Source organism: Actinopolymorpha cephalotaxi, assembly GCF_013408535.1.
GTDB classification, from domain to species: Bacteria; Actinomycetota; Actinomycetes; order Propionibacteriales; family Actinopolymorphaceae; genus Actinopolymorpha; species Actinopolymorpha cephalotaxi.
In genome coordinates this window covers 3342356-3363038 of the sequence record NZ_JACBZA010000001.1, presented here as the reverse complement: position 1 = coordinate 3363038, position 20683 = coordinate 3342356, and the positions used below count along the sequence as shown (strand labels likewise).

At 67.0% G+C, this 20683-nt stretch carries 18 protein-coding genes; 13 read left to right on the top strand and 5 right to left on the bottom strand.

Features of this window, described 5'->3' with window-relative positions; translation table 11 throughout:
* Window positions 1-10: 10 nt before the first annotated feature.
* The 7 genes from sigJ to FHR37_RS14740 all read left to right on the top strand — a co-directional run bounded on the left by sigJ (window position 11) and on the right by FHR37_RS14740 (window position 7082).
* A complete protein-coding gene (sigJ, locus tag FHR37_RS14770) occupies window positions 11-952 on the top strand; it encodes an RNA polymerase sigma factor SigJ (RefSeq protein WP_092887790.1) in 942 nt (313 codons plus the stop codon).
* An 85-nt stretch (window positions 953-1037) separates the two neighbouring features.
* Window positions 1038-1967 carry an NAD-dependent epimerase/dehydratase family protein gene (locus FHR37_RS14765; RefSeq protein WP_092887787.1) on the top strand — a complete coding sequence of 310 codons (930 nt, stop codon included), beginning with the start codon at window positions 1038-1040 and terminating at the stop codon, window positions 1965-1967.
* 243 nt (window positions 1968-2210) lie between these two features.
* Window positions 2211-3395 (top strand): winged helix DNA-binding domain-containing protein, encoded by a 1185-nt coding sequence (locus FHR37_RS14760; protein WP_175542752.1) that lies wholly within the window; start codon window positions 2211-2213, stop codon window positions 3393-3395.
* A gap of 27 nt (window positions 3396-3422) precedes the next feature.
* A complete protein-coding gene (locus tag FHR37_RS14755; protein WP_175542751.1) occupies window positions 3423-3776 on the top strand; it encodes a hypothetical protein in 354 nt (117 codons plus the stop codon).
* A 58-nt stretch (window positions 3777-3834) separates the two neighbouring features.
* Entirely contained in the window at window positions 3835-4785 is a 951-nt protein-coding gene (locus tag FHR37_RS14750) for a helix-turn-helix domain-containing protein (protein WP_330831741.1), read from the top strand.
* 79 nt (window positions 4786-4864) lie between these two features.
* Window positions 4865-5752, top strand: a complete 888-nt coding sequence (locus tag FHR37_RS14745; RefSeq protein ID WP_092887778.1) for an aldo/keto reductase — start codon at window positions 4865-4867, stop codon at window positions 5750-5752.
* A gap of 151 nt (window positions 5753-5903) precedes the next feature.
* Entirely contained in the window at window positions 5904-7082 is a 1179-nt protein-coding gene (locus FHR37_RS14740) for an MFS transporter (RefSeq protein ID WP_237769039.1), read from the top strand.
* Between the two features lie 82 nt (window positions 7083-7164).
* Here FHR37_RS14740 and FHR37_RS14735 read toward each other — a convergent pair whose 3' ends face one another.
* On the bottom strand, window positions 7165-8583 hold the full coding sequence (locus FHR37_RS14735) for a serine hydrolase domain-containing protein (protein ID WP_092887772.1): 1419 nt from the start codon (window positions 8581-8583) through the stop codon (window positions 7165-7167).
* 212 nt (window positions 8584-8795) lie between these two features.
* Window positions 8796-9539, bottom strand: coding sequence for a Kelch repeat-containing protein (locus tag FHR37_RS14730; protein WP_175542750.1), 744 nt, complete (start codon window positions 9537-9539; stop codon window positions 8796-8798).
* 753 nt (window positions 9540-10292) lie between these two features.
* Between FHR37_RS14730 and FHR37_RS14725 the strand changes: the two genes are divergently transcribed.
* A complete protein-coding gene (locus FHR37_RS14725) occupies window positions 10293-11252 on the top strand; it encodes an outer membrane protein assembly factor BamB family protein (RefSeq protein WP_092887766.1) in 960 nt (319 codons plus the stop codon).
* A gap of 128 nt (window positions 11253-11380) precedes the next feature.
* Here the strand turns inward: FHR37_RS14725 and FHR37_RS14720 are convergent, their stop codons facing one another.
* Window positions 11381-13114 carry a glycoside hydrolase family 36 protein gene (locus FHR37_RS14720; protein ID WP_092887763.1) on the bottom strand — a complete coding sequence of 578 codons (1734 nt, stop codon included), beginning with the start codon at window positions 13112-13114 and terminating at the stop codon, window positions 11381-11383.
* A 118-nt stretch (window positions 13115-13232) separates the two neighbouring features.
* Here FHR37_RS14720 and FHR37_RS14715 point away from each other — a divergent pair, with 118 nt between their 5' ends.
* The gene (locus FHR37_RS14715) at window positions 13233-14093 is read left to right on the top strand and encodes an NAD-dependent epimerase/dehydratase family protein (RefSeq protein ID WP_092887761.1); all 861 of its coding nucleotides are present in this window, start codon (window positions 13233-13235) and stop codon (window positions 14091-14093) included.
* 73 nt (window positions 14094-14166) lie between these two features.
* On the opposite strand, the gene FHR37_RS14710 is transcribed toward FHR37_RS14715, so the two are convergent.
* Both FHR37_RS14710 and FHR37_RS14705 read right to left on the bottom strand, forming a co-directional pair.
* Entirely contained in the window at window positions 14167-14460 is a 294-nt protein-coding gene (locus FHR37_RS14710) for a DUF1330 domain-containing protein (RefSeq protein WP_092887758.1), read from the bottom strand.
* Between the two features lie 152 nt (window positions 14461-14612).
* On the bottom strand, window positions 14613-15206 hold the full coding sequence (locus FHR37_RS14705) for a TetR/AcrR family transcriptional regulator (RefSeq protein WP_092887755.1): 594 nt from the start codon (window positions 15204-15206) through the stop codon (window positions 14613-14615).
* A 93-nt stretch (window positions 15207-15299) separates the two neighbouring features.
* Here FHR37_RS14705 and FHR37_RS14700 point away from each other — a divergent pair, with 93 nt between their 5' ends.
* The 4 genes from FHR37_RS14700 (at window position 15300) to FHR37_RS14685 (ending at window position 20663) form a co-directional block, all read left to right on the top strand.
* Window positions 15300-15803, top strand: a complete 504-nt coding sequence (locus FHR37_RS14700) for a hypothetical protein (protein WP_092887752.1) — start codon at window positions 15300-15302, stop codon at window positions 15801-15803.
* Window positions 15800-16492 (top strand): SGNH/GDSL hydrolase family protein, encoded by a 693-nt coding sequence (locus FHR37_RS14695; protein WP_237769038.1) that lies wholly within the window; start codon window positions 15800-15802, stop codon window positions 16490-16492. The genes FHR37_RS14700 and FHR37_RS14695 overlap by 4 nt, the downstream gene beginning before the upstream one ends.
* 881 nt (window positions 16493-17373) lie before the next feature.
* Window positions 17374-20148, top strand: coding sequence for an AAA domain-containing protein (locus FHR37_RS14690; RefSeq protein WP_092887746.1), 2775 nt, complete (start codon window positions 17374-17376; stop codon window positions 20146-20148).
* 209 nt (window positions 20149-20357) lie between these two features.
* Window positions 20358-20663 carry a transposase gene (locus FHR37_RS14685; protein WP_175542748.1) on the top strand — a complete coding sequence of 102 codons (306 nt, stop codon included), beginning with the start codon at window positions 20358-20360 and terminating at the stop codon, window positions 20661-20663.
* The last annotated feature ends 20 nt before the right edge of the window (window positions 20664-20683 follow it).

The following is a 20683-nucleotide window of genomic DNA, read 5'->3' as shown; positions in this document are numbered from 1 at the left end:
CGATCAGGCGGTGCCGTTGACACCGAGCGACGTCGACCGGTTCGAGCGATCGAGGCCGCGTCTGGAGGCCATCGCCTACCGCCTCCTCGGCTCCGCGCACGAGGCACAGGACGTCGTGCAGGAGACGTTCCTGCGATGGCACGCCACCGACGTCGACCGCATCGAGGTCCCCGAGGCCTGGCTGACGAAGGTGCTCACCAACCTGTGCCTCAACCAGCTCACCTCCGCGCGGGCACGCCGCGAGACCTACGTGGGCCGATGGCTCCCCGAGCCGGTGCTGGCCGGCGACCCGCTGCTCGGACCGGCCGACACCGCCGAGCAGCGCGAATCGGTGTCGTACGCCGTCCTCACCCTCATGGAGCGCCTGTCTCCCAACGAACGGGCGGTGTACGTGTTGCGGGAGGCCTTCGACTACCCGCATCGGGAGATCGCCGAGATCCTCGACATCACCGAGGCCGCCAGTCAGCAGATCTTCCACCGTGCCAAGAAGCACGTCGCGCACGGCAAAGCCCGCAAAGAGATCGACCGGGCCGCCGCCCAGCGGATCGTCGAGGAGTTCCTCGCGGCCGCCACCAGTGGCCGGACCGATGAGCTCGTACGCCTGCTCACCAAGGACGCCATCTCCATCGGCGACGGCGGAGGGAAGATTCCCGCGCGCACCAAGGCGTTCGAGGGAGCCGTCGCGGTCGCGAAGTTCGTGTGGGCCATGTTCAAGCCCACCGAGGCCAAGCGCGCCATGGTCGGCGGCTCGTACGAGATACATGCCTGGATTGCCAACGGCGAACCCGCCGTCGTGGCCGTCGTGGAAGGCCGGGTCGTCGCGATCATGTGCCTGGAGGTCACCGCCGAGGGGATCGCTGCCTGCCGTACCCAGGCCAACCCCGACAAGCTCGAACGCGCGACCGAGCAATGGGCGGCGGCCGGCCACGGGGAGCCCCTGCTCGTGATGTGACGGGCATCACCTTCGGCTCCTGTCAGGAATCGGTGGGCCATCCGGTTCAGGTGGCACATCCGAACCGGACAGCAAGGAGCCGACGATGAGAGTGCTGGTGGCAGGAGCGACCGGAGCGCTGGGGAAGGAACTGGTGCCGCGCCTGGTCGCCGCGGGGCACGAGGTGTTCGCCATGATCCGCAGCGAGTCCAGCAAGGCCAGGGCGTCACAGCTGGGTGCGGTACCGGTCATGGCCGATGCGCTCGATCGCGCGCAGGTCGAGACGGCCGTGCGCGAGGCGGCACCGGAGGTGATCGTTCACCAGCTGACCGCCATCGGGCACGTCGACACCCGCCATTTCGAACGCAGCTTCGCCGCCACCGACCGGCTGCGGATCGAGGGCACCGACAACCTGCTCGCGGCCGCACGCGCCACGGGAGTACGACGGTTCATCGCCCAGAGCAACGGCGCGTTCACCTACGCGCGGACCGGCGGACCGGTCAAGACCGAACAGGACCCGCTGGAGAACTCACCGATCCCCGCGATGGCCCCGATGATCGCCGCGATCAAGCACCTGGAGAAGGCGGTGCTGGGCGCCACCTGGACCGAAGGGATCGTGCTGCGCTACGGCGGGTTCTACGGACCCGGCACCTCAATGGCGCCGGGCTCCCAGCAGGTCGAGCTGGTCCGCACACGCAAGTTCCCGGTCGTCGGCGACGGCGGCGGGGTGTGGTCGTTCATCCACATCGCCGACGCCGCCGAGGCCACGGTCGCAGCCGTGGAGAACGGCGGTCGCGGTGTCTACAACATCGTCGATGACGACCCCGCCCCGGTCGCCGAATGGCTGCCCGCGCTGGCGGAGATGCTTGGTGCCAAGCAGCCGATGCGCGTACCGCGGTTCGTCGGCCGGCTGGCCGCCGGACCAGCCGGCGTCGTCCTCATGACAGAGCTCCGCGGCGCATCCAACGCCAAGGCCAAGCGCGAACTGGGCTGGCACCCCGCACATCCCAGCTGGCGACAGAGCCTCCTGGGGTGAGCACTGCGGAGACCGGTGTCCTCGTCCGGCGCACGCATGTCGAACCTGCTGTGGTGTCGGTGCCGGCTTGTACGGTCCGGTGATGGCATCGATCTGGCTCACCTCGGTCGCGGCGCGGCGGGCCCAGGGCGCGGTGGTGAGTAGTCGATGACCTCGGCCGCTGCATCCCGCTCCGGCCTTCGTCCCCAGGTTCAGGAGCAGCAGGGTGGCGTTCCCTTGTCTACGGCGGTGAGGTGGGAGCAGGTGCTGGCGTGGAGGATGCGGCGCCAGCACCTCCTCGAGCGTGCGACCCCAGCAGGGCTTGTCGACGTCGTGGCGAGGATGGGTGGGCTGCACGCCCAGGTGATGTCGAGTGTCGAACTCTCGTTGGGGGCAAGGGTCGACGGGCTGGCGCTCGAGGATGTCCGAGAGGCCTTGTGGGGTCAGCGCACGTTGGTGAAGCTGTGGGCGATGCGCGGCACGCTGCATGTGCTGCCCGCACGCGATCTCGGCGTGTGGCTCGCGGCGCTCGGCACCTACCGCGACGGCTGGCCGATGTACTCGATGCATGACCCGCTCATGCACGAGCTGGCCGAGCTGGTGGGTCATGCGCTTCGTGGGAGGTTGCTGACACGGCTGGAGTTGGCCGCGGAGGTGAGCCGGCTCAGCGGGTCGGTCGCCGCGGGGGAGTCGTTGCAGGGTGGCTGGGGAGGTGCGCTGAAGCCGGCTTCGTTCCTGGGCAGGTTGTGCTTCGCTCCAAGCGCAGGGCAGCGGGTCCGGTTCACCCATCCGGACACCTGGATCGGCGCGGCTCCAGTACGCCCGGCCGAGGATGCGGCGATGGCCGAGATCGTACGAAGGTTCCTCGGGGCGTACGGACCTGCCACGCCTGTTGACCTTGCGGGCTGGTGGGGTGCGACCCGGCGTGAGGCGACCAGGATGCTGGCGCTGGTCGAGGATCAGGTCACCGAGGTCGATGTCGAAGGCGAGCCGTACTGGATGCTCGCCGACCAGGTGGCCAAGCTGGCAGCGACCGAGCCGTCGGAGGTCGTACGCCTTCTTCCTGGTTTCGACCAGTGGACGGTGTGCGCGTCCCGACGGGTGGGACCCCGATCCAGGCCCGGGCCGGGCACACCGGCGCTCGACCCGCGCCACCGAACCCGCATCTACCGGCTGCAGGGCTGGGTGTCTCCCGTACTCCTCGTCGACGGTCGGATCGAAGGCGTGTGGAGACACGAGCGGAAGGGGCGCCGGCTGCTCGTCGACGTCGAGACGTTCCGTCGGCTGCCTCGCAGGACCCGCGAGTCGATCGGGGCGGAGACGGACAGGCTGGCCGCGTTCCTCGGCGGCGTACCAGAACTCACGTTCACGTCCGGCTGCCCACCGGATCGCTTGCTGCGCTTGAGCTCTTCGGGCGGCCGGCAATGCGGGGTTGACGAGGAGCGCTGACTCCTCGTCGATCAGAACAGTCTGCTGATGAAGCATTGCCTGTACGAGTTCGTCGGTCCAGGGGTAGCCGTAGCCGTCGCGCACGTCACGGACCTGCTCGGCCTGATCGGAGATCGGGATCTGATCGACGGGGTAGACGGACCAACTCCAGGCCATGTAGCCGACATCGTCGATTCGTTTCCCTGGCCGGGCGAAGTCCCAGTCGATGAAAACGATTGGGCATCCGTCCCGGAAGACGGTCTTGTTGTCTCCCGCGTCGCCATGAGTGACACATTCGTCTCCGGCGGCGAGGGGGTGACCTGCGGTGAGGTCGTGGAGATCACGGAGCATCCGCCCACCAAGCTTGGCAGCGCCGGCGGCCCGCCGGCCCGGGTGGACTGAGGTGCTGCCTGTTATGTACGTGAAGACATCCCGGCCGGCCTCGTCGACGCCTCGGTGCGTGCGGGAGGACCTGCTGTTCCGTGTACTGGCAGGTCCTGGTTCACCTGGCGGCTCGGGTTCTACGGTCGTGGGTGTGGAACTGCAACATGACGTACGGGACTTCCTGGCGAGCCGCCGTGCCCGGCTTACCCAGGAACAGGTCGGCTTGCCCGTTTCTGGCGGGTATCGCCGGGTGAAGGGCCTGCGACGTGAAGAGGTCGCCCTGTTGGCTGGCGTGAGCGTCGACTACTACTCCCGCCTGGAACGCGGCCATCTGGCCGGCGCCTCGGAGGACGTACTGGACGCGGTCGCCCGGGCACTCCGCCTCGATGACGCCGAGCACCAGCACCTGCTCGACCTGGCCCGCAACACCGTTCCGCCTCGCCCCCGCCGTACCCGGCGGGCCAAGCCGACGTCTGGCCCTCGAGATGCGGTGATGTCGATCCTGCACGGCATGAGTGGCATCCCGGCCTACGTACGGACGCCGCGGATGGACATCCTCGCCGCCAACGATCTGTGCCGCGCCCTCTACGGCGGCGCCCTCGACGAGGACAAACTGCCGCTGAACGTGGCTCGCTACCTGTTCCTCGACCCGCACTCGCGCGGCTTTTTCACGGACTGGGACCTCGTCGCCGACGATACGGTCGGGGCACTGCGGATGCAGGCCGGACGCGACGTCCGCGACCGCGCCCTGAGTGACTTGATCGGTGAGCTGTCGACCCGCAGCGACGAGTTCGTCACCCGATGGGCGCGGCAGAACGTCCGCCTGCACCGCACCACCCGCAAGCGCCTCCACAACCGGGTCATCGGGGACATCGAGTTGACCGGCAACGCACTCGAGCTGCCCGGCGACGGCCTGGTCCTCATCGCCTACACCGCCGACCCCGGCTCCCCGGCCGAGGAACAGTTGCAGCTTCTTGCCACCTGGGCGGCTACCCAAGCGTCCGGCACAGTCGATGTGACCGACTGACGGGGAGAGGTGGGTGGCCGTTCATCAGTGGCCCGCCTCCTGGACAGGCTCTACCACCCGCACGAAGAAAGAGATCACCATGCCTGGCATTTCGACCCTGACGCTGAACAACGGCGTCACCCTTCCCGCCATCGGTCTCGGGGTGTTCCAGACCCCGCCGGAGGAGACCCGGGCTGCCGTCACGGCGGCACTGGAGGCGGGCTACCGGCACATCGACACCGCCGCCGCGTACGGGAACGAGCGGCAGGTCGGCGAGGCCATCGCCGCCTCCGACCTGAACCGGTCGGAGGTGTTCGTGGAGACCAAGATCTGGATCAGCGACTACGGTTACGACCAGACCCTGCACGGCTTCGAGAAGTCGGCTCGCAAGCTCGGCGTCGACGAGATCGACCTACTGATCCTGCACCAGGCGTTGCCGACGAAGTTCGACGCGACCCTGGAAGCCTATCGGGCGTTGGAGACGCTGCTCGCTGACGGCAAGGTCCGAGCCATCGGTGTCTCCAACTTCATGGTCGGCCATCTCACCCGACTCCTCGAGGTCGCGTCGGTGGTGCCGGCGGTCAACCAGATCGAGGTTCATCCCTACTTCCAGCAGCGGCAGGTTCAGGACCTCGGCGCCGAGCACGGCATCCTCACCCAGGCCTGGTCACCGATCGGTGGCATCACCTTCTACCGCGACGGAGAGCACACCAGCACCCTCAGCGACCCGGTCATCGGCGAGATCGCTGCCGCCCACGGCAAGTCGCCGGCGCAGGTGATGCTGCGCTGGGGTATCCAGCAAGGCCGTTCCGTCATCCCGAAGTCGACCAAGCCGGCCCGCATCGCGGAGAACCTCGACGTCTTCGATTTCAACCTCACCGAGGACCAGCTGGCCGCGATCGACGCGCTCGAGACCGGCCGCCGCGGCGGACCCGAGCCGGACGACATCACCCTGGAGAGCTTCGGCCGGCCCATCCCCGAGGAGTGACGGCATTCTCAACGGGACCGGCGTACCGAAATCGACCGCATCGCTGTCTCGCGAACAGCCGCCCAACATCTGCCTGCTCCTGCCGACCGTCCAACCCGGCTGACGTGCGACGCCTGAGCAAACCCGAAGGATCTCTGTGAGACGTCTGCTTGTGCCGTCCTCGGCGCTGTTGTGGGGACTGCAGATCGCATTCCTCAGCCCCGCCCTGGCGCTGATCCTGGTCACCCTCTACGGTGCTACCACCGCCGAGGTCGGCTGGGTGCTCGCCATCTACAACGCCGGCGGCTTCATCGCCTCCCTGCTGCTCCCCGCGTACGCCGACAGGAAGCACGACTACCTCGGCCCCATGCTGGCCTGCGGCGTGTTGACGGTGCTTCTCGCCGCCGTGCTCGCGACGGTCACCTCGCTCCAGCTGGCCACCATCGCCCTGATCGTGATCGGCGGACCCGCCGGCGTGGGCAGCTCGATGCTTTACGCTCACCTCCGCCACTCCGGAGCCCGCCCCGCCGACGTCGTCAACACCCGCGCCATCGTCTCCGTCGCCTGGATCGCCGGACCTCCACTGGCCACCTTCATCATCGGCTGGTTCGGCAACCGCGCCGTCCTCCTGGCCATCGCCGCCGTCGCCGTGCTGAACATCGTCACCACGTTGATCATGATCAGTCAGGGGCGCGTCGCCCAGACGTCCGGCGCCCACCCGGCGGCGGCTCCGCCGGCGCGGGACGAACCGCCCGTCGGCCGCGCGGGGGTCGTGCTCATCACTGCCGCCTTCGTGCTGCTGCAGGCCACCAACGCCACCGGCATGACCATCCTCACCGTCTACGTCACCGAAACCATGCGACTCGACGGCATGTGGGCCGGCATCGCCCTGGGCGTCGCGGCGGCGCTCGAAGTGCCGGCCCTGATCGGCATCGGGCGGCTCACCGAACGCTTCTCCAGCCTCGGGCTGATCGCTACCAGTTGCCTCGCCGGCATTGCCTACTACCTCGGCCTCGCCTTCGCAGCCGGCCCAGTCGCGTTGATCGCTCTCCAACCGCTCAACGCGTGGTCCTTCGCCGGGATAGGCGGGGTCGGCCTAACTCTGTTCCAGCGGATGATTCCCAGACCCGGCCTGTCCACCGGCCTCTACATGAACACCCGACGCATCGGCTCCATCGTCTCCGGACCCATCATCGCGTTCGGCTCGATCACCGCCCTCGGTCAACGCGGCATCTTCGTCGCCAGCGCAGCGCTCACTCTCGCCGGTCTCCTGATCATTTCCCTCGGCGGCCGGATCACCACCAAGAAGGGGACTGCGGATCCGGCGGTACTTCCGGTTCCGACAGGCTGAGCCGTGGCTTGACGGGGAAGTCGCCGTAACGCCACGGCGGGTTGAGCGCCCACGCCGGCCATGTCCTGGTGGCCGGCGTTGATCAGTCAGAACGCGGGACGGCTCGGCCGCCGAAGAACAGGAAGCGGGCACAGTCGTGGTCGTCCCGGCCGAGAAACTCGACCGGATACGTCGCCCGCCCCGTGTCGCCGATCACGACGAAGGAGTTAGCGAAAGTGTCGGCGTTCACGGGTCGAAGCTCGTACGCCTGGCTGGTCGCGGTGGTGCCGGCCAGTGCGGCGAACTCCAGGGATTCGCCCTGCGGGACGGTGGTGAGCCAGAACCGGCCGTCGTCCAGCTGGGTGACCTCGAGCCGGTTCTGCCGGGAGTCGAAGTGGCCGAGGTACGGGTGCGGGTCGGCGACGCGGGTGCCGGCGTCGGGCGTCGAGAGCCCGGGAGCCTGGGGCAGGTCCGCGCGCTCGGCGAAGACGGGCTCGAGCAGGTCGTCGACGATGGCGCCGCCGGACTCGGCGTTGGTGAGCACCACCGCGGCGAGGCCATGCTGGGGTGCGGTCCGCAGCATCGCGGCGACTCCGGTGGCGCCGCCGCCGTGTTCGGCGAGCCGGTCGCGCTGGAGCCACCAGCCAAGACCATGGCTGCTGGGTGCGCCGAGCGCGGCGGGATGGTCGACCTGCCGCTCGCGCATCAGCCGGGTCGACGCCTCGGACAGGACCGCTGAACCATCGGGGGAGCGTCCGTCGTTGAGGTGCATCCGTGCGACGGCTAGCAGGCCGCGGGCCGACATCGCCAGCTGGTTTCCCGCGGCCGGGTTGGACGGCGGCATCACCGCCCAGTGCCGGAGCGGGCGGAGGGCCGAGTCCGGCTTCGGGTGCACATGGCCGATCGCGGTACGAAATGCCAGCGCCTGGTCCGCGGAGAAGGCCAGTTCGTCGACGGCGAGCGGCTCCGCGAGGTAGCGGCGGACGGCCTCTTCGTAGGTCACTCCGCGTTTCACCTCGACAAGCCGGCCGAGCACGCCGAAACCGGCGTTGCAGTAGGAGAACTGTTCCCCCGGCTCGCTGTACTGAGGGGCGTCGGAGACGAGGTCCTCGACGAAGCGCTGCAGGGCATCCGGTCCCGACGTCGTCGCCGCCCAGAGATCGCCCGCGAAGCCGCCGGTGTGGGTGAGCAGGTGGCGGACCGTCACCCGGCTGCTGACCTCACGATCAGCGGTGTGGAACTGGGGCAGGTGATGGTGGATCGGATCGTCGAGCTCGACGAGTCCCGCGTCGACGAGTTGCATGGCCAGGGTCGCGGTGAGGATCTTGGTGATCGACTGGATCATGAACAACGTGTCGGGGGTGACCGGGACGCCCGTGCGGACATTGACCACCCCGAACGTCGCCTCCACGACCTCGCCGTCGACGAGAACCGCCACCGAGGCACCGGGCACCTCGTGCTCGGTGCACAGCCTTTGCAGGTCCGCGGTCAGTTGGCCACGCAGGTCGTCGGCGTTCGTCATGTCGCGGTCCTTCCTGTGCGATGCGCGCTACCGGGCCGGGCCGGCACGGCGAAGTGAGGGTGCGTCGAGGTGACGCTACACGCGGCCAGCCGGCCGGCGATGTCAGGAGCAAGACCGCTCGAATCGCCGTGGAGCGTCAGCGCGAGTCGTAGCGACCCGGCGAGTGTTACGGCGCCGACAATCCGTTCGTTCCCGAGGTTCGGTTCGGCCCGTCAATGCCGGGTTGACACCGCTACCACGGTGTCCAGCAAGGCGCTCGCGCCGCCCAGTTCTCCACCGAGCAGCCATGTGGTGCCATCGGCGGTGCACACCCCGGCGTCGGCGCGCGGTCCGGGCAGCTTCCCGGCCACGGTGACCTTGCCGTTGCTCGGGTCGATCCGGTAGATCGACGCTTGCGGAGTCCCGTTCACCTTGCCGCCGGCCACGTAGACCTGCCCACCTTCGACGAACGCGGCGGCGTGCGCCAAACGGACCGGAAGGTGACCCACCACTCTGGAGTGTCCGGTGGCCGGGTCGAAGCGTTGCACGTCGCTGGTCTGCGCCCCGGCGTTGCTCTCGGTGGCGCCGAGCAGTCCTCCCGCCACCCACAGTTGCCCTCGCAATGCGGTGACCGCGGGGTAGCGGACGGGCTGGGCGAGCCGACCCGCGGTGTCGAACCTGGCGCCGTCTCCGGTGGCCAGCACGCTCGCTGTCAGCTGCCGGCCGTCGTAACCGCCGAGCACGTACGCCCTACCGCCGGACGTTGCCGCTGCCGCATCCGAACGGGGGCTGGGCAGGTGTCCGGCGATGTGGGTCGAGCCGCCACTCCAGACCTGGACGGTCGACACGCTGGAGCCGGCTCCTCCGCCGAACAGGAACGCCTTCCCGTGGATCACGGCACCCGCGGCGTCGTGCACCGCCGCCGCCAGCTGTCCAGCCGGCCGGACGGCCCTGGTGGGCGGGTCGAGGGAGGTCACGGCCGCGGTGGATACATCACCTGGGGCCAGCCCACCCAGCACCAGGCAGCGGTTTCCCAGTGTCATCCCCACCGGGCGGGAAACGGCATGAGGCAACCGCCAACGAACCCGGCGGGCAACCAGTCGCGCGGGCGAGGATGGCGCCGGCGGGTGCGGGAGGTTGCTCGGCGATCGGGTCGGCGTCGCCCTGGTTGACGTCGGCGAGGGGCGGACGTTGGCCGCCCTCGTCGATGAAGTGCACCCGGCGCCGGCCACCAGAACGGCCGCGGTCAGCACCAGGCTCGTCGCCTTACGCACGCGCCAACGGTATGGCCATACGCCCCGCGCACCCCGGCCGGGGGTCGCGGCGCGGTGACCACCCACAGCGGAATCCGACATCTCACACGTGTCGTCGCCAAGCCGGACGATCGAGGCGCCGACGGGCCCCGAAAGTGGCGACGTCGACCCCGCGCGCAGCCACCCAGGAAACTGGTGAACGATGCGGCCATGATGGGGTCATCGCGCCGTGGTGCGGCTGGAGGCGCGGTCCCGCGCCGCGTGGCAGCAGTCGGATGTACGGTCGCCCTCCTTGTGGCGCTGGGAGCGTGTTCGCGCGCCGAGTCCGCCACCACGCACTCACCGCCAGGGCGACGGGCCACCCCGTCCAGGAACGTCGGCGAGGCAGCGCGGGCGGCCAGGGGAGTGCCGGCAACGCCCTCGCCCTCGCCAACCCGGGCGAAGGGCTCGTCCACGCCGGCCCTCCCGCTGCTTCGGGTGTCGCGCGCCGGTGCCGGCCACCTCGCGCCCGGGTCGGACCCGAGCGTGCTTCCCGGGCCGGTCCTGATCGCGGACCGGGACAACAACCGCGTTCTCGTGGTCGACCCGCAGGGCAGAGTGCGCTGGCAGTTCCCGCGGAAAGGCGACCTTGCACCAGGCCAGAAGTTCCCGGTGCCCGACGACGCGTTCTTCAGTCCGGACGGCCGTCAGATCATCGTCACCGAGGAGGACTCCCAGGTTGTCACCGTCGTCGACGTGGCGCGGCACAGGATCGTGTGGCGCCACGGCAGACTGAACAAACCGGGCGGCGGAACGTCACGCCTGCACCACCCTGACGACGCGATGATGCTGCGCTCGGGGAACGTCGTCGTGGCCGACATCATGAACTGCCGGGTCCTCGAGATGTTCCCGCGCAGCAGCGGAGTGCTCTGGCATGCAGGGCTGCCGGGGACCTGTGTGCACAACCCGCCCCGGCAGTACGGCAGTCCGAACGGGATGTTCCCGCTGGGCAACGGCCACTTCCTCATCACCGAGATCAACGGTGACTGGGTGGACGAGATCGACCAGCATGGGCACGTCTTCTGGTCGACCCACCCGCCCGGCGTGACCTACCCTTCCGACACCAACCGCTACGGGCCGAACGCCTACCTCACTGTCGACTACTCCGACCCGGGCCAGGTGCTGCTGTTCGACAAGTCGGGCAAGGTGCTATGGCGCTTCCGGCATGGAGGCGCGCGCGGGCTGTCCAAGCCGTCGCTCGCACTCCCACTGCCGAACGGCGACATCATCCTCAACGACGACGCGAACGACCGTGTCATCGTCGTCGACCCGAAGAAGAACCGGATCGTGTGGCAGTACGGACACAAGGGAGCGCCCGGAAGCGGCCCCGGTCACCTGAACAACCCCGACGGCCTCGACCTGCTGCCGCCGCACTCCTACGCCGATTCGCTGCACTGAGTCGTAGCCCCTCAGGGTGCATCCATGAAGGCCGCGCTACCCCCGAAGACGCGCCGCACCGAGCGGGACCAGTAGTTCCGCCTCACTGGTGCGGCATGTCGGTCGGTTCGCTCGGGTTCGGCGGCGACTCAACCGAGGGTCAGGACTGCACTGCCGTACGGTGCGATGGGCAACTCCACGAGGTCGGCAGCGGATGGGCCGACAGCGCCGACGTCGGTCGCGCTCGGCGAACGGAGCACCACCGCGGTGATCGAGCGAGTACGGGTGCGGACCACGACCGACGAGGCAGCGGTGGCGTTCACCAGCGTGACCTCGCTGGGGAGGTCGGCTTCGAGGTCGACCACGACCGGGGCGTAGACCCCGACCACCGCGCGGCCGAGGGCGTCGTGAACGGCGCGGACGGTGGTGTAGCCGCGTTCGGTTCCGGTGACCTCGATGCTGCCTTCCAGTACCACCGGGGCCAGGTCCCGCCACCAGCCGACCAGCCCGGTGAGCGCCTCGGCCTGGTCGGCCGGCAGGTCGGCGAGCCGCATCGAGATCTGCGGTACGGAGAACAAGCCGGCGTAGACCTGCTGCGCCACCGCCTCCGGCCCACCGCCAGGGCTCCACATCATCGGGTCGGAGTGGACGACCTGCCCGGCGGACAGCAGCCGGCAGTCGACGGTGGAGCGCAGGTTGACCACCGCATCCGCCGGGCAGTCACCGGCCCGCAGGATCTGCCCGAAGCGGGCGATGGCAGGGCTTACGTACGGCTGACGGAACTCGAACACGACGTCGCCGTGGCCCGCCTGGTCCAGCCTGGTCCGGAGCAGACCGAGCAGGGCCGCCATCGCCTCACCGACGTCGTGGATGTCGCCGACCGGTGGCGTACCTTGATAGCGCATCGCGGTGTCCAGGAAGTCGATCTTGAGGCCGTCGATCTCGTAGTCGGTGACCAGGCGCAGGCAGACGTCGGCGAGGTGCTCGCGGACCTCGCGGTGCCGCGGGTCGAGTACGAAGCAGTCGTCCGGCGCCCGCCTCTGGGTGGCGTACTCGGCCAGATTGGCGTACGCGTCGCTGTTCGTGCCCAGCAGTAGCGGAGCCACCCAGAGCACGACACCGGCACCGAGCGCGCGGACGCGTCGAACATGGGCCAGCAGGTCGGGGAACTTGTCGGGGTCGGGCACCCAGTCGCCGCAGCCTTGATAGCCGCGTCCGACGGCCAGGCGCTGCCAGCCGTCGTCGATGAACACTGTGCGGCACCCCATCGGCACCGCAAGAGCCGCCTCGGACTCGATCACGTCGGCGTTGATGTCCTGGGTGAAGGTGTACCAGGTCGAGTAAACGGGTTCGAGTGCCAGCTTTGGTGCCGTGAGAGCCGGCGCTTCGATCCGGCCCGACATCCAGCCCGCCAGCCGCTGGACAACCTCCGCCACGGACCCGCCGGCTGCATCCAGCACCAGCTGGAGTCGCTGCTCACCGGCGGCGGGGGAGTGGAACTCGACAGCGAAGGTCTTGTGCTCCTCCGACACGCCGTACCGGATCGTCAGCTCGTCGACCGGCCGATCGGCGGCCCAGCCGAACAGGACCTGACCGTCGGCGTTGTAGAGCACCCCCATCGGTGCCGAGTGGACCAGACTGGTGACCACCCGACCGGCCCAGTCGGCGGGCAGTGTCCGCATCGACCCCTGACTCGGGTGCCAGTATCCGACGGCGTCGCCGAGCTCGGCCTCGATCCGCACACTCAGCTCGGCCCCTGCGGGGGCCGTCAGCGTCACCGGGACGCCGACCTCGGTGGCCGGTTCGGTGCTCAGGCCGGTGCCGGGCCCGAGACGCAGCAGAGTGAGGTGAGGTAGGACGGTGGTGGCATCGACGAGTGTCACCGGAGGATTCTAGGGCTGTCCTGCGGATCATGGCCGGTTCGCGTGAAGACTTGCGCGCGTACCTCCGCGGTGGTGTCAACACCGGTGCTGAGCTACGGTCGATCCGGCGAAGCGATGGATGGGAGTTCTTCAGGTGCGAGTTGTCGTGACGGGCGGAACGGGACGGGCCGGACAGTGGGTCGTTCGCCTCCTGGCGGAGGCAGGCCACGAGGTCGTGAATTTCGACGTCGTCAACAGGCCGGAGCTGGAGCTGCCCGGACAGTTCTGCAGGGTCGATCTCACCGATGCGGGCAAGGTGTACGACGCGTTGTTCCAGTTCCGTCCGGACGGCATCTGTCACCTCGCGGCGAACCCGGCTCCGAGCGGCCAGGCGCAGGTCGACGTCTTCGACAACAACGTACTGAGTGCCCACAACCTCATGCAGGCAGCGGGCGACCTCGGGGTCTCGCGAGTCGTGTACGCCTCGAGTGAGATGGCGACCGGCCTGCTGACCGAGGGCACAGTGCCGACGCAGATCCCGTTCGACGAGACCGAGCGGCACCCGTCCCCGAACGCATACGCGCTGAGCAAGTACCTCAGCGAGGTGATCGCGGACTCGCTCGCGGTCCGCTATCCGCAGACGGCCTGGGTGGGGCTCCGGATCAACAACGTCATTCCGCCGGACAGCTACGACCGGTTCGTCGACGAGTGGGAAGACCCGGGCCGTAGCAAGGGGAACTTCTGGAGCTACATCGACGCCCGGGACGTCGGCACCGCCTATCGCGCGGCGCTGGAAGGGACGAGCAGCGGTCACGAAGTCTGTCTGATCGCAGCGGCCGACACCCGGGCGAAGCGGGGACTGCGCGAGCTGATGGCTGAGTACTACGACGGCTACGACCGCTTCGCCGGCGATTACGAGGACCCGAGGTCGGCCTTCGACTGCGCCAAGATGAAGGCGTTGTTCGGTTGGACCCCCAGCTACAGCTGGCGAACCCAGTAGGAACGGCACCACTGCCCTGTACGCAGACGTCCGTCTGCGTACAGGGCATGACGACGCCGCGACCGGACCTCGATCAGTCGATGCCTTCGACGATGCGGAAGTCGCGCTCGACGCCGTCGGAGAGGGCGACCAGTGCCTCCTGGTAGGCCGCACTCTCGTGCGCCGCGACGGCCTGCTCGAAGCTGTCGAACTCGACCAGGATGGTGCGCTCGGCGATTCCGGCGTCATGCGCCACGACCCGACCGCCGCGCACGAAGGTCCGACCGCCCCCGGCCTTGACGGCCGGAGCGGCCAGCTTGTTGTAGGCATCCAGCTTCTCAGGGTCTGAAATGGTGCGGTACACGCTGACCCAGTAGCCCTTGGGCATGGAACCTCCAGTGTTGGGATGAGTGCATTCCGACTTTACGGGTTGGTCTCGGACGAGCGTCGGCCGGCGAGAGCGAGGATTCGCCGAACATTCACGCAGCATCCGGCGAAGTTGCTGCCGTCATTCTTTGACGTGCTCCCGGAACAGCCCTGTCAGGGCTTGCGTGCCGCCGTTTCGGCCGTCGCGGAGCGGGGTGCGCGATCGAACAACAGGTCGACTGCGCGCTGCGCAACTTCACTCCGGCTGCGCTGCTCGTGATCGGCGGTCAGGAAGTGCACGCCGATCGCCATGCAGAAGGCGAGCAGGGCGCGGGCCTCGATCTCGTCCGGGTCCGAACAGAAGGTGCCGATCATCTGGCGCAGCAGCGCCATCCGTCGGTTGTCCACCGAGTGCAGCCGCTCGGCGACCGCCTCATCACGCCGCGCCCAGGTGCGGATCGCGAGGTCGATCGGTAGCAACCGGTCGCTCGAGAACGTGAGCACACCGGCCCGCTGGATCTGGCTGCGTGGGTCGCCACCTTCACGCTGGACGCGCGAGATCACCTCGTCCGTGCTCTCGCGCTCCCACAGGTCGAGCATTGCGCGCAGCAGCGCGTCACGGTCGTCGAAGAAGCCGTAGAAACCGCCCTTGGTGACGCCGAGCCGCTTCGCGAGCACTTCGACCCGGACCGCGTCCGGGCCGCCCTCGGCCAAGACCAGCAGGCCCTCCTCGATCCACCTGTCGCGGGGCGTGCGGGTGGCAGCCACTACGTCTCACCTCGTCTTTGTTGTATACGCCACCGTACAACCTTGCTACAGTGGCAATGTACGGCACCGTATAATACGAATGGAGCTGGCCCCATGAGCGTAGGCGCCGCCGTCAGCACCGTCGGGGCCGAACGTCTGCCCGCGACGGTGCGTACCCTCAGCTCCCTGTCCCGGATCGATTACGCCGACCACTTCGTACTTCCGACCAACGCTGCCGCAACAGTCGAACAGTGGGCCCGGGTGATGTTTGGTGACACACCCGACGTCATCGAGCTGTTCGTGTGGCGAGGGCTGCTTGGCCTGCGGCTCAGCCGGACCGCCTCGGCGGACACCGTGGCCGGCTGGCAGATCGGCGAGCAGGGTGACGAATGGATTCGACTCGAGGCCAGATCTTGGTTCGTGGCTGCCAATCTCGTCGTCCAAGCGACCAGCGACAGCGTGGCTCTGGGAACATTTCTGCGCTACGACCACTGGCCGGCGCTCCTGGTCTGGCCTCCGCTGTCGGTGCTGCATCGCCGGCTCGTGCCCGGCGTTCTGCGCAAGGCGGCGACCCGGATCGCGGCGGGCAAGGTCCGCAGCAAGGTGCCGAGCCGATGATGAAGGCATTGGACCGGCCGATCGCCACGATGCAGGGCTTGTGGCTCAAGACCACCATCAAGATGGCCCCGCCGGCGGCCGGGCCGACCACCGGCACGGTCGGAACGTCCATGACACGCCGGCCCTACCGCGTCGCCGTCCTCGGCGACTCCACGGCGGCAGGGTGCGGGGTCGACAACCATGACGAGAGTTTCACCGGGTGGCTCGCCCGTGAGCTGACCGCGCGCACCCAGCGGCCTGTGCAGTGGCAGGTGATCGGCCAGTTCGGCGCCACCGCGCGCCGGATCCGCTACCGGCTACTGTCGCAGACCGGCGAGGAGCTCGATGCGGCTGTCCTCCTGGCCGGCGCCAACGACGTCATGAGCGGCCGGCACCTCGACGAGTGGGCCGCGGACCTGGCGGCCATCGTCGACGATCTCATGGAGCGCTCCGGCCACGTGATCGTGGCCGGCCTCCCGCCGTTCGCACTGTTTCCGTCGGTCCCCACGGCCCTAGGCCGGGTGCTGACCGCTCGGGCGGAGGCACTCGACGAGGTCTCGCGCAACATCTGCCGGACGCGCCCACGCACGACCTGGGTCACGACGACCGAAGTCCCGCCGCGGCACTTCTTCGCGACGGACCGATTCCATCTTTCGGCGGCCGGCTACCGGCGCTGGGCCCAGGTTGTCGCCGACCACATTCCGGTCTGACTGGGTGCCGTCGTTGCCCGCGCCCTCCCTTGATGCTGCGACATCCGACACAGGAACCTCCACAGCACAAGGGACCACGACGTTGAACCGTCTTCACGAAGACCTTGCCCACGTGCTGATACAGGAGCGGGTGGATGTCGGCCGGGCAGGCCGGCAAGCCACCGAGGCCCGTCGCATCCGGCGGCGCAACCATAAGAAACGCAAGCGCACGTGGCGGATGTTCTTGGGCCGAATCCCTCCGCTTCCCAGAATTTGGGGAGACCGATTCCGGGGGAGATAGGACACAGTGATGCGTGGTTCGTCCTCGAACGTGTGCTGGAGCCGTTCCAGTGGTTGGCGCATTGGCTGAAGGTGAACCAAACGAGTGGCCGGAACACCGTCGGCGCGGGCACGCCGCGATGCACGGCTGCGGCCGGTGCTGCGCAAGCTGTGGGAGGACAACTTCTCCGTCCACGGGGCAGACAAGTTGTGAAGGGCAGCTCGCCGGGTGGTCCGCCCCGGAGGTTGCCGAGTTCGCCCACCGCGGCCATCCGCTCTCGGTCGCCACCGTGGGCCCGTAGCTCGTCCGCCTGGCATCACCCCCACCGTCAGGTGAACCCGTCCAGTGCGCCCACCCGGCGCCCGGAGACGCACACCACGCCAACGGACTTGACCCTGACCTACGTCGGCCTTTGGTGCATCCGGGGTGCCTTTGGACCGGATCACGAGTGGGTCGGTGCACACCTTCTACACCGCCGGTGCCGAACGCACATGATCGTCGGCGCGTCATGCTCGTCGGAGGTGTCCGTACTTCCCGCTAGAGGCTGAGCATCGGGATCGACTTCTTGTGACCTGTGGGCAGTTTCCGTACACTCCCGATCAGGTCGCATACGGGGGGTAACGTGATCGATCCACACCGTGAGATCGTGTTGATTCGAGCAAGCGAGACAGGACCGTTCGAGGATAAGACGTGGGAGGTTTCCGGCTACGAGCGGCAGGCCTCGCGGTTCGTCATAACCTTCAAGAACAACCGCAAGCCCTACACGTACAGGCTGGGTCGCGTACGGATCCTCCGCGATCCCCGACGTATGGTGATCCCGGATGAAGCCAAGGTCGAGGTTAGCGGCAGCATCTGGCAAGGCGCGACTGAGGTCGTGACCTTCACTGACGCCGATGAGTCACGGTCGCGGGTCTTTTACCGGAAGCAGAACGGTGAAAACTACCGGACGTATCCGGCCTCGCAGGTCAGAATCCTTACCTCGGCAACCCACGCTTCGGACGCGGCCGACGTGCTGAACTACTGGCGGTCTGTCGCTTTTAGTCTCGGCGACGACGATCCGCTCAGGCAGCCATACGATGAACTCGGCTTCGTCCACCCTGACAGCGCCCTCAGTACTTTCCTTGTCGCCGCACCGATCAAGTCCCGGCCTCCGGCTGCCGCCCCCATCTTCCCGTTCCGCTGCAACCTGAGTCAGCGCCAAGCGGTGGAGAATGGCCTCACCAATTCCATCTCGGTCATTGAGGGACCACCTGGTACTGGCAAGACCGAAACAATCCTGAACCTGATCGCCAATATCATCGCAGTCCGGCACGAGACCGTTGGCGTGGTCTCGTTCGGCAATGCCGCCGTCGACAATGTACGGGAAAAGCTCGATGAACTCGGCTTTGGACATATGATCGCCAATCTCGGCCGTCGAGGCAAGCGAGCAGTATTCTTTACCGGACAACTGAGCCGCAACAGTCAGGTCAGGCAGTTCGTTGCCAGTGCCCCGGACCCGCCAGACCCTGAACGGTTGGCCGATGTGGATGGACGACTGCGCCGGCTCCAGGACGCCGAACGCAGCCGAGCCGAGCTGCGTCAGTTGCTCGACGCCTACTCATTGGAGTGGCGGCACTTCGAACAGCACCTCATGCGTGATGAGGTCCCCCAGTTGACGGGGCGTTCGCTGCTACGCCGCTCATCCGATCGGATTCTCGATTACCTAGTCGACAGCGAAATGGAACGCGCCGGTGTACGCCCGGGCCTGGTGCGGCGGATCCGAAAGTACTTCCGGTATGGATCCTTGCGCGACCTCGACCCTGATGACACTAGAGTGGTGCTCCGGCTGCAGCAGGCGTTCTACAACAAGCGAATTTCCGAGCTTCAGATAGAAGTTGAACGGGTCGAGAGCCAACTTCGGCGAGGCAACTTCAATAAGCTAGCTGATGATCAACAGAAACTTTCGATCCAGATGTTACATGCCGAGCTCGGAGCTCGATACCGAAACCTGGCCTGCACAACGTATAACGAGGAGACGTACAAACTGGGCACGAAATTTAGCGAATTTGCCGAGGACTATCCGCTTCTGCTGAGCACCTGTCATTCATTGCGGCGCAGCATGGCGCCCGGATACCTGCTCGATTACCTCATCATCGATGAGTCTTCGCAGGTTGACGTCGTGCTGGCAGGGCTAGCGATGTCAGCTTGCCGGAACCTCATCGTGGTTGGCGACCAGAAACAACTGTCACCCATTCCATCCGAGGTGCCAACCCGGCTCGTCCCACCGAGTCCTGCGTATGACTGTAAGAACAACCTCTTAGCTTCCCTGTCGGAGCTGTACGGTGACCGTCTCCCGAGAGTTCTATTACGCGAGCATTACCGGTGTGATCCATCGATCATCGGGTTCTGCAACGAGAAATTCTATGAAGGCAAACTCATTCCGTATACGATGAGCGGCCGCAAGCGGCCGATGATCGTGGTGCGCACGGTCGAGGGTAACCACATGCGCCAGCACCGTGGCGGAGGACGCTCGAACCAACGTGAGATCGATGTTATCGCCAGCGAAGTAATCCCGACGGTTTGCCCTGGCGTTGAATCCACCAATATCGGCGTCACGACGCCATACCGGCTGCAGGCCAGCAAGGCATCCGATGTGCTCGACCAGAGTGAGGCCGATACTATACACAGGTTCCAGGGCCGACAGAAGGAGGTAGTCATCTTTACCACGGTTCTGGATGAGACATGGCGTGGAAGAACTGGACTTTCTTTCGTTGACGACCCACGGATGATCAACGTAGCGGTGTCGCGAGCAGTTCAGCAGTTCATACTAGTAACGAACAAAGATATGCTGCCCGCTAGCCGCCACATCAGTGATCTGGTCGGTTATATTCGCTACCACAACCCCGGCGAGGAGGTCGTGGACAGCGCGGTGATTTCAATGTTCGACCTGCTCTACGGAGAATATTCGGAACGGCTACGACCATTGGCGGCACGGTTGAGGAAGGAGTTGAAATACAAGTCCGAAGATATCATCTGGACCGGGTTGCACGATATTCTGGCCGAGCCGCTGTACATGCATCTAACGGCGCGTAGTCAGGTCCTACTGCGAAACCTCTTGCCCGACGTGAGCCGCCTCAACCCCGAGCAGCAGGCATACGTTCAGCATCGCGCGTCGGTTGACTTTGTTGTATTCAATCGAGTGACCAAGCAATCGTTACTGGCTATCGAGGTCGACGGCTTCGCCTTCCACGAGAACAACCCGGATCAACTACGACGAGACGCGCTCAAGAACGATATTCTGGGGATCTATCAGATGCCGCTTCTGCGGCTGCCAACCACGGGCAGTGGCGAGGACCAGCGGATCCGGGAGGCATTGAACAATGCAGAAGAACATGGGGCTCGGTTGTCAATGCTGTGAGAAATGTCTAGTCGACATTAAGTGAGTAGGGCGTTCTCGCTCCGACGGAGCGGCCAACGAGATTCAATGCATGCGCCGCCATGCTCGAGGCAGGCCCATCTGCCGAAGAGACCGCTTAGCAGGTCTGGGAGCTCTGGAGCTGACCCGGTTTGACGGACATCCAAGATCAGGGCTTCGGTCCTGGGGAAGGATGTCGGACCATGGAGAGCATGGGCAAGAAGCAGCCGCGCCCGCGCCGCTCGTTCACGCCGGAGTTCAAGGCCGAGATCGTTGAGTTGTGCCGGCGTGGTGACCGGACGGCGGGTCAGGTCGCGAAGGATTTCGATCTGACCGAGACCGCGGTGCGGGAGTGGGTCAAGCAGGCCGAACGTGACGCCGGGGAGCGGGTCGATGGCGGGCTGACCAGCGTGGAGCGGGAGGAGCTGGCGCAGCTGCGCAGGGACAACCGGCGGTTGAAGGAGGATGTGGAGATCCTCAAGCGGGCAACGGCTTTCTTCGCGAAGGAGACCCGGTGAACGTGTACCCGTTCATCGAG

What these genes read in the sequence shown, in the direction of transcription:
- FHR37_RS14765 (WP_092887787.1), top strand. Translation starts at nt 1,038, where the DNA reads ATGAGAGTGCTGGTGGCAGGAGCGACCGGAGCGCTGGGGAAGGAACTG.
- FHR37_RS14755 (WP_175542751.1), top strand. Translation starts at nt 3,423, where the DNA reads ATGAAGCATTGCCTGTACGAGTTCGTCGGTCCAGGGGTAGCCGTAGCC.
- FHR37_RS14745 (WP_092887778.1), top strand. Translation starts at nt 4,865, where the DNA reads ATGCCTGGCATTTCGACCCTGACGCTGAACAACGGCGTCACCCTTCCC.
- FHR37_RS14735 (WP_092887772.1), bottom strand. Translation starts at nt 8,583, where the DNA reads ATGACGAACGCCGACGACCTGCGTGGCCAACTGACCGCGGACCTGCAA.
- FHR37_RS14715 (WP_092887761.1), top strand. Translation starts at nt 13,233, where the DNA reads ATGGGAGTTCTTCAGGTGCGAGTTGTCGTGACGGGCGGAACGGGACGG.
- FHR37_RS14710 (WP_092887758.1), bottom strand. Translation starts at nt 14,460, where the DNA reads ATGCCCAAGGGCTACTGGGTCAGCGTGTACCGCACCATTTCAGACCCT.
- FHR37_RS14700 (WP_092887752.1), top strand. Translation starts at nt 15,300, where the DNA reads ATGAGCGTAGGCGCCGCCGTCAGCACCGTCGGGGCCGAACGTCTGCCC.
- FHR37_RS14695 (WP_237769038.1), top strand. Translation starts at nt 15,800, where the DNA reads ATGATGAAGGCATTGGACCGGCCGATCGCCACGATGCAGGGCTTGTGG.
- FHR37_RS14685 (WP_175542748.1), top strand. Translation starts at nt 20,358, where the DNA reads ATGGGCAAGAAGCAGCCGCGCCCGCGCCGCTCGTTCACGCCGGAGTTC.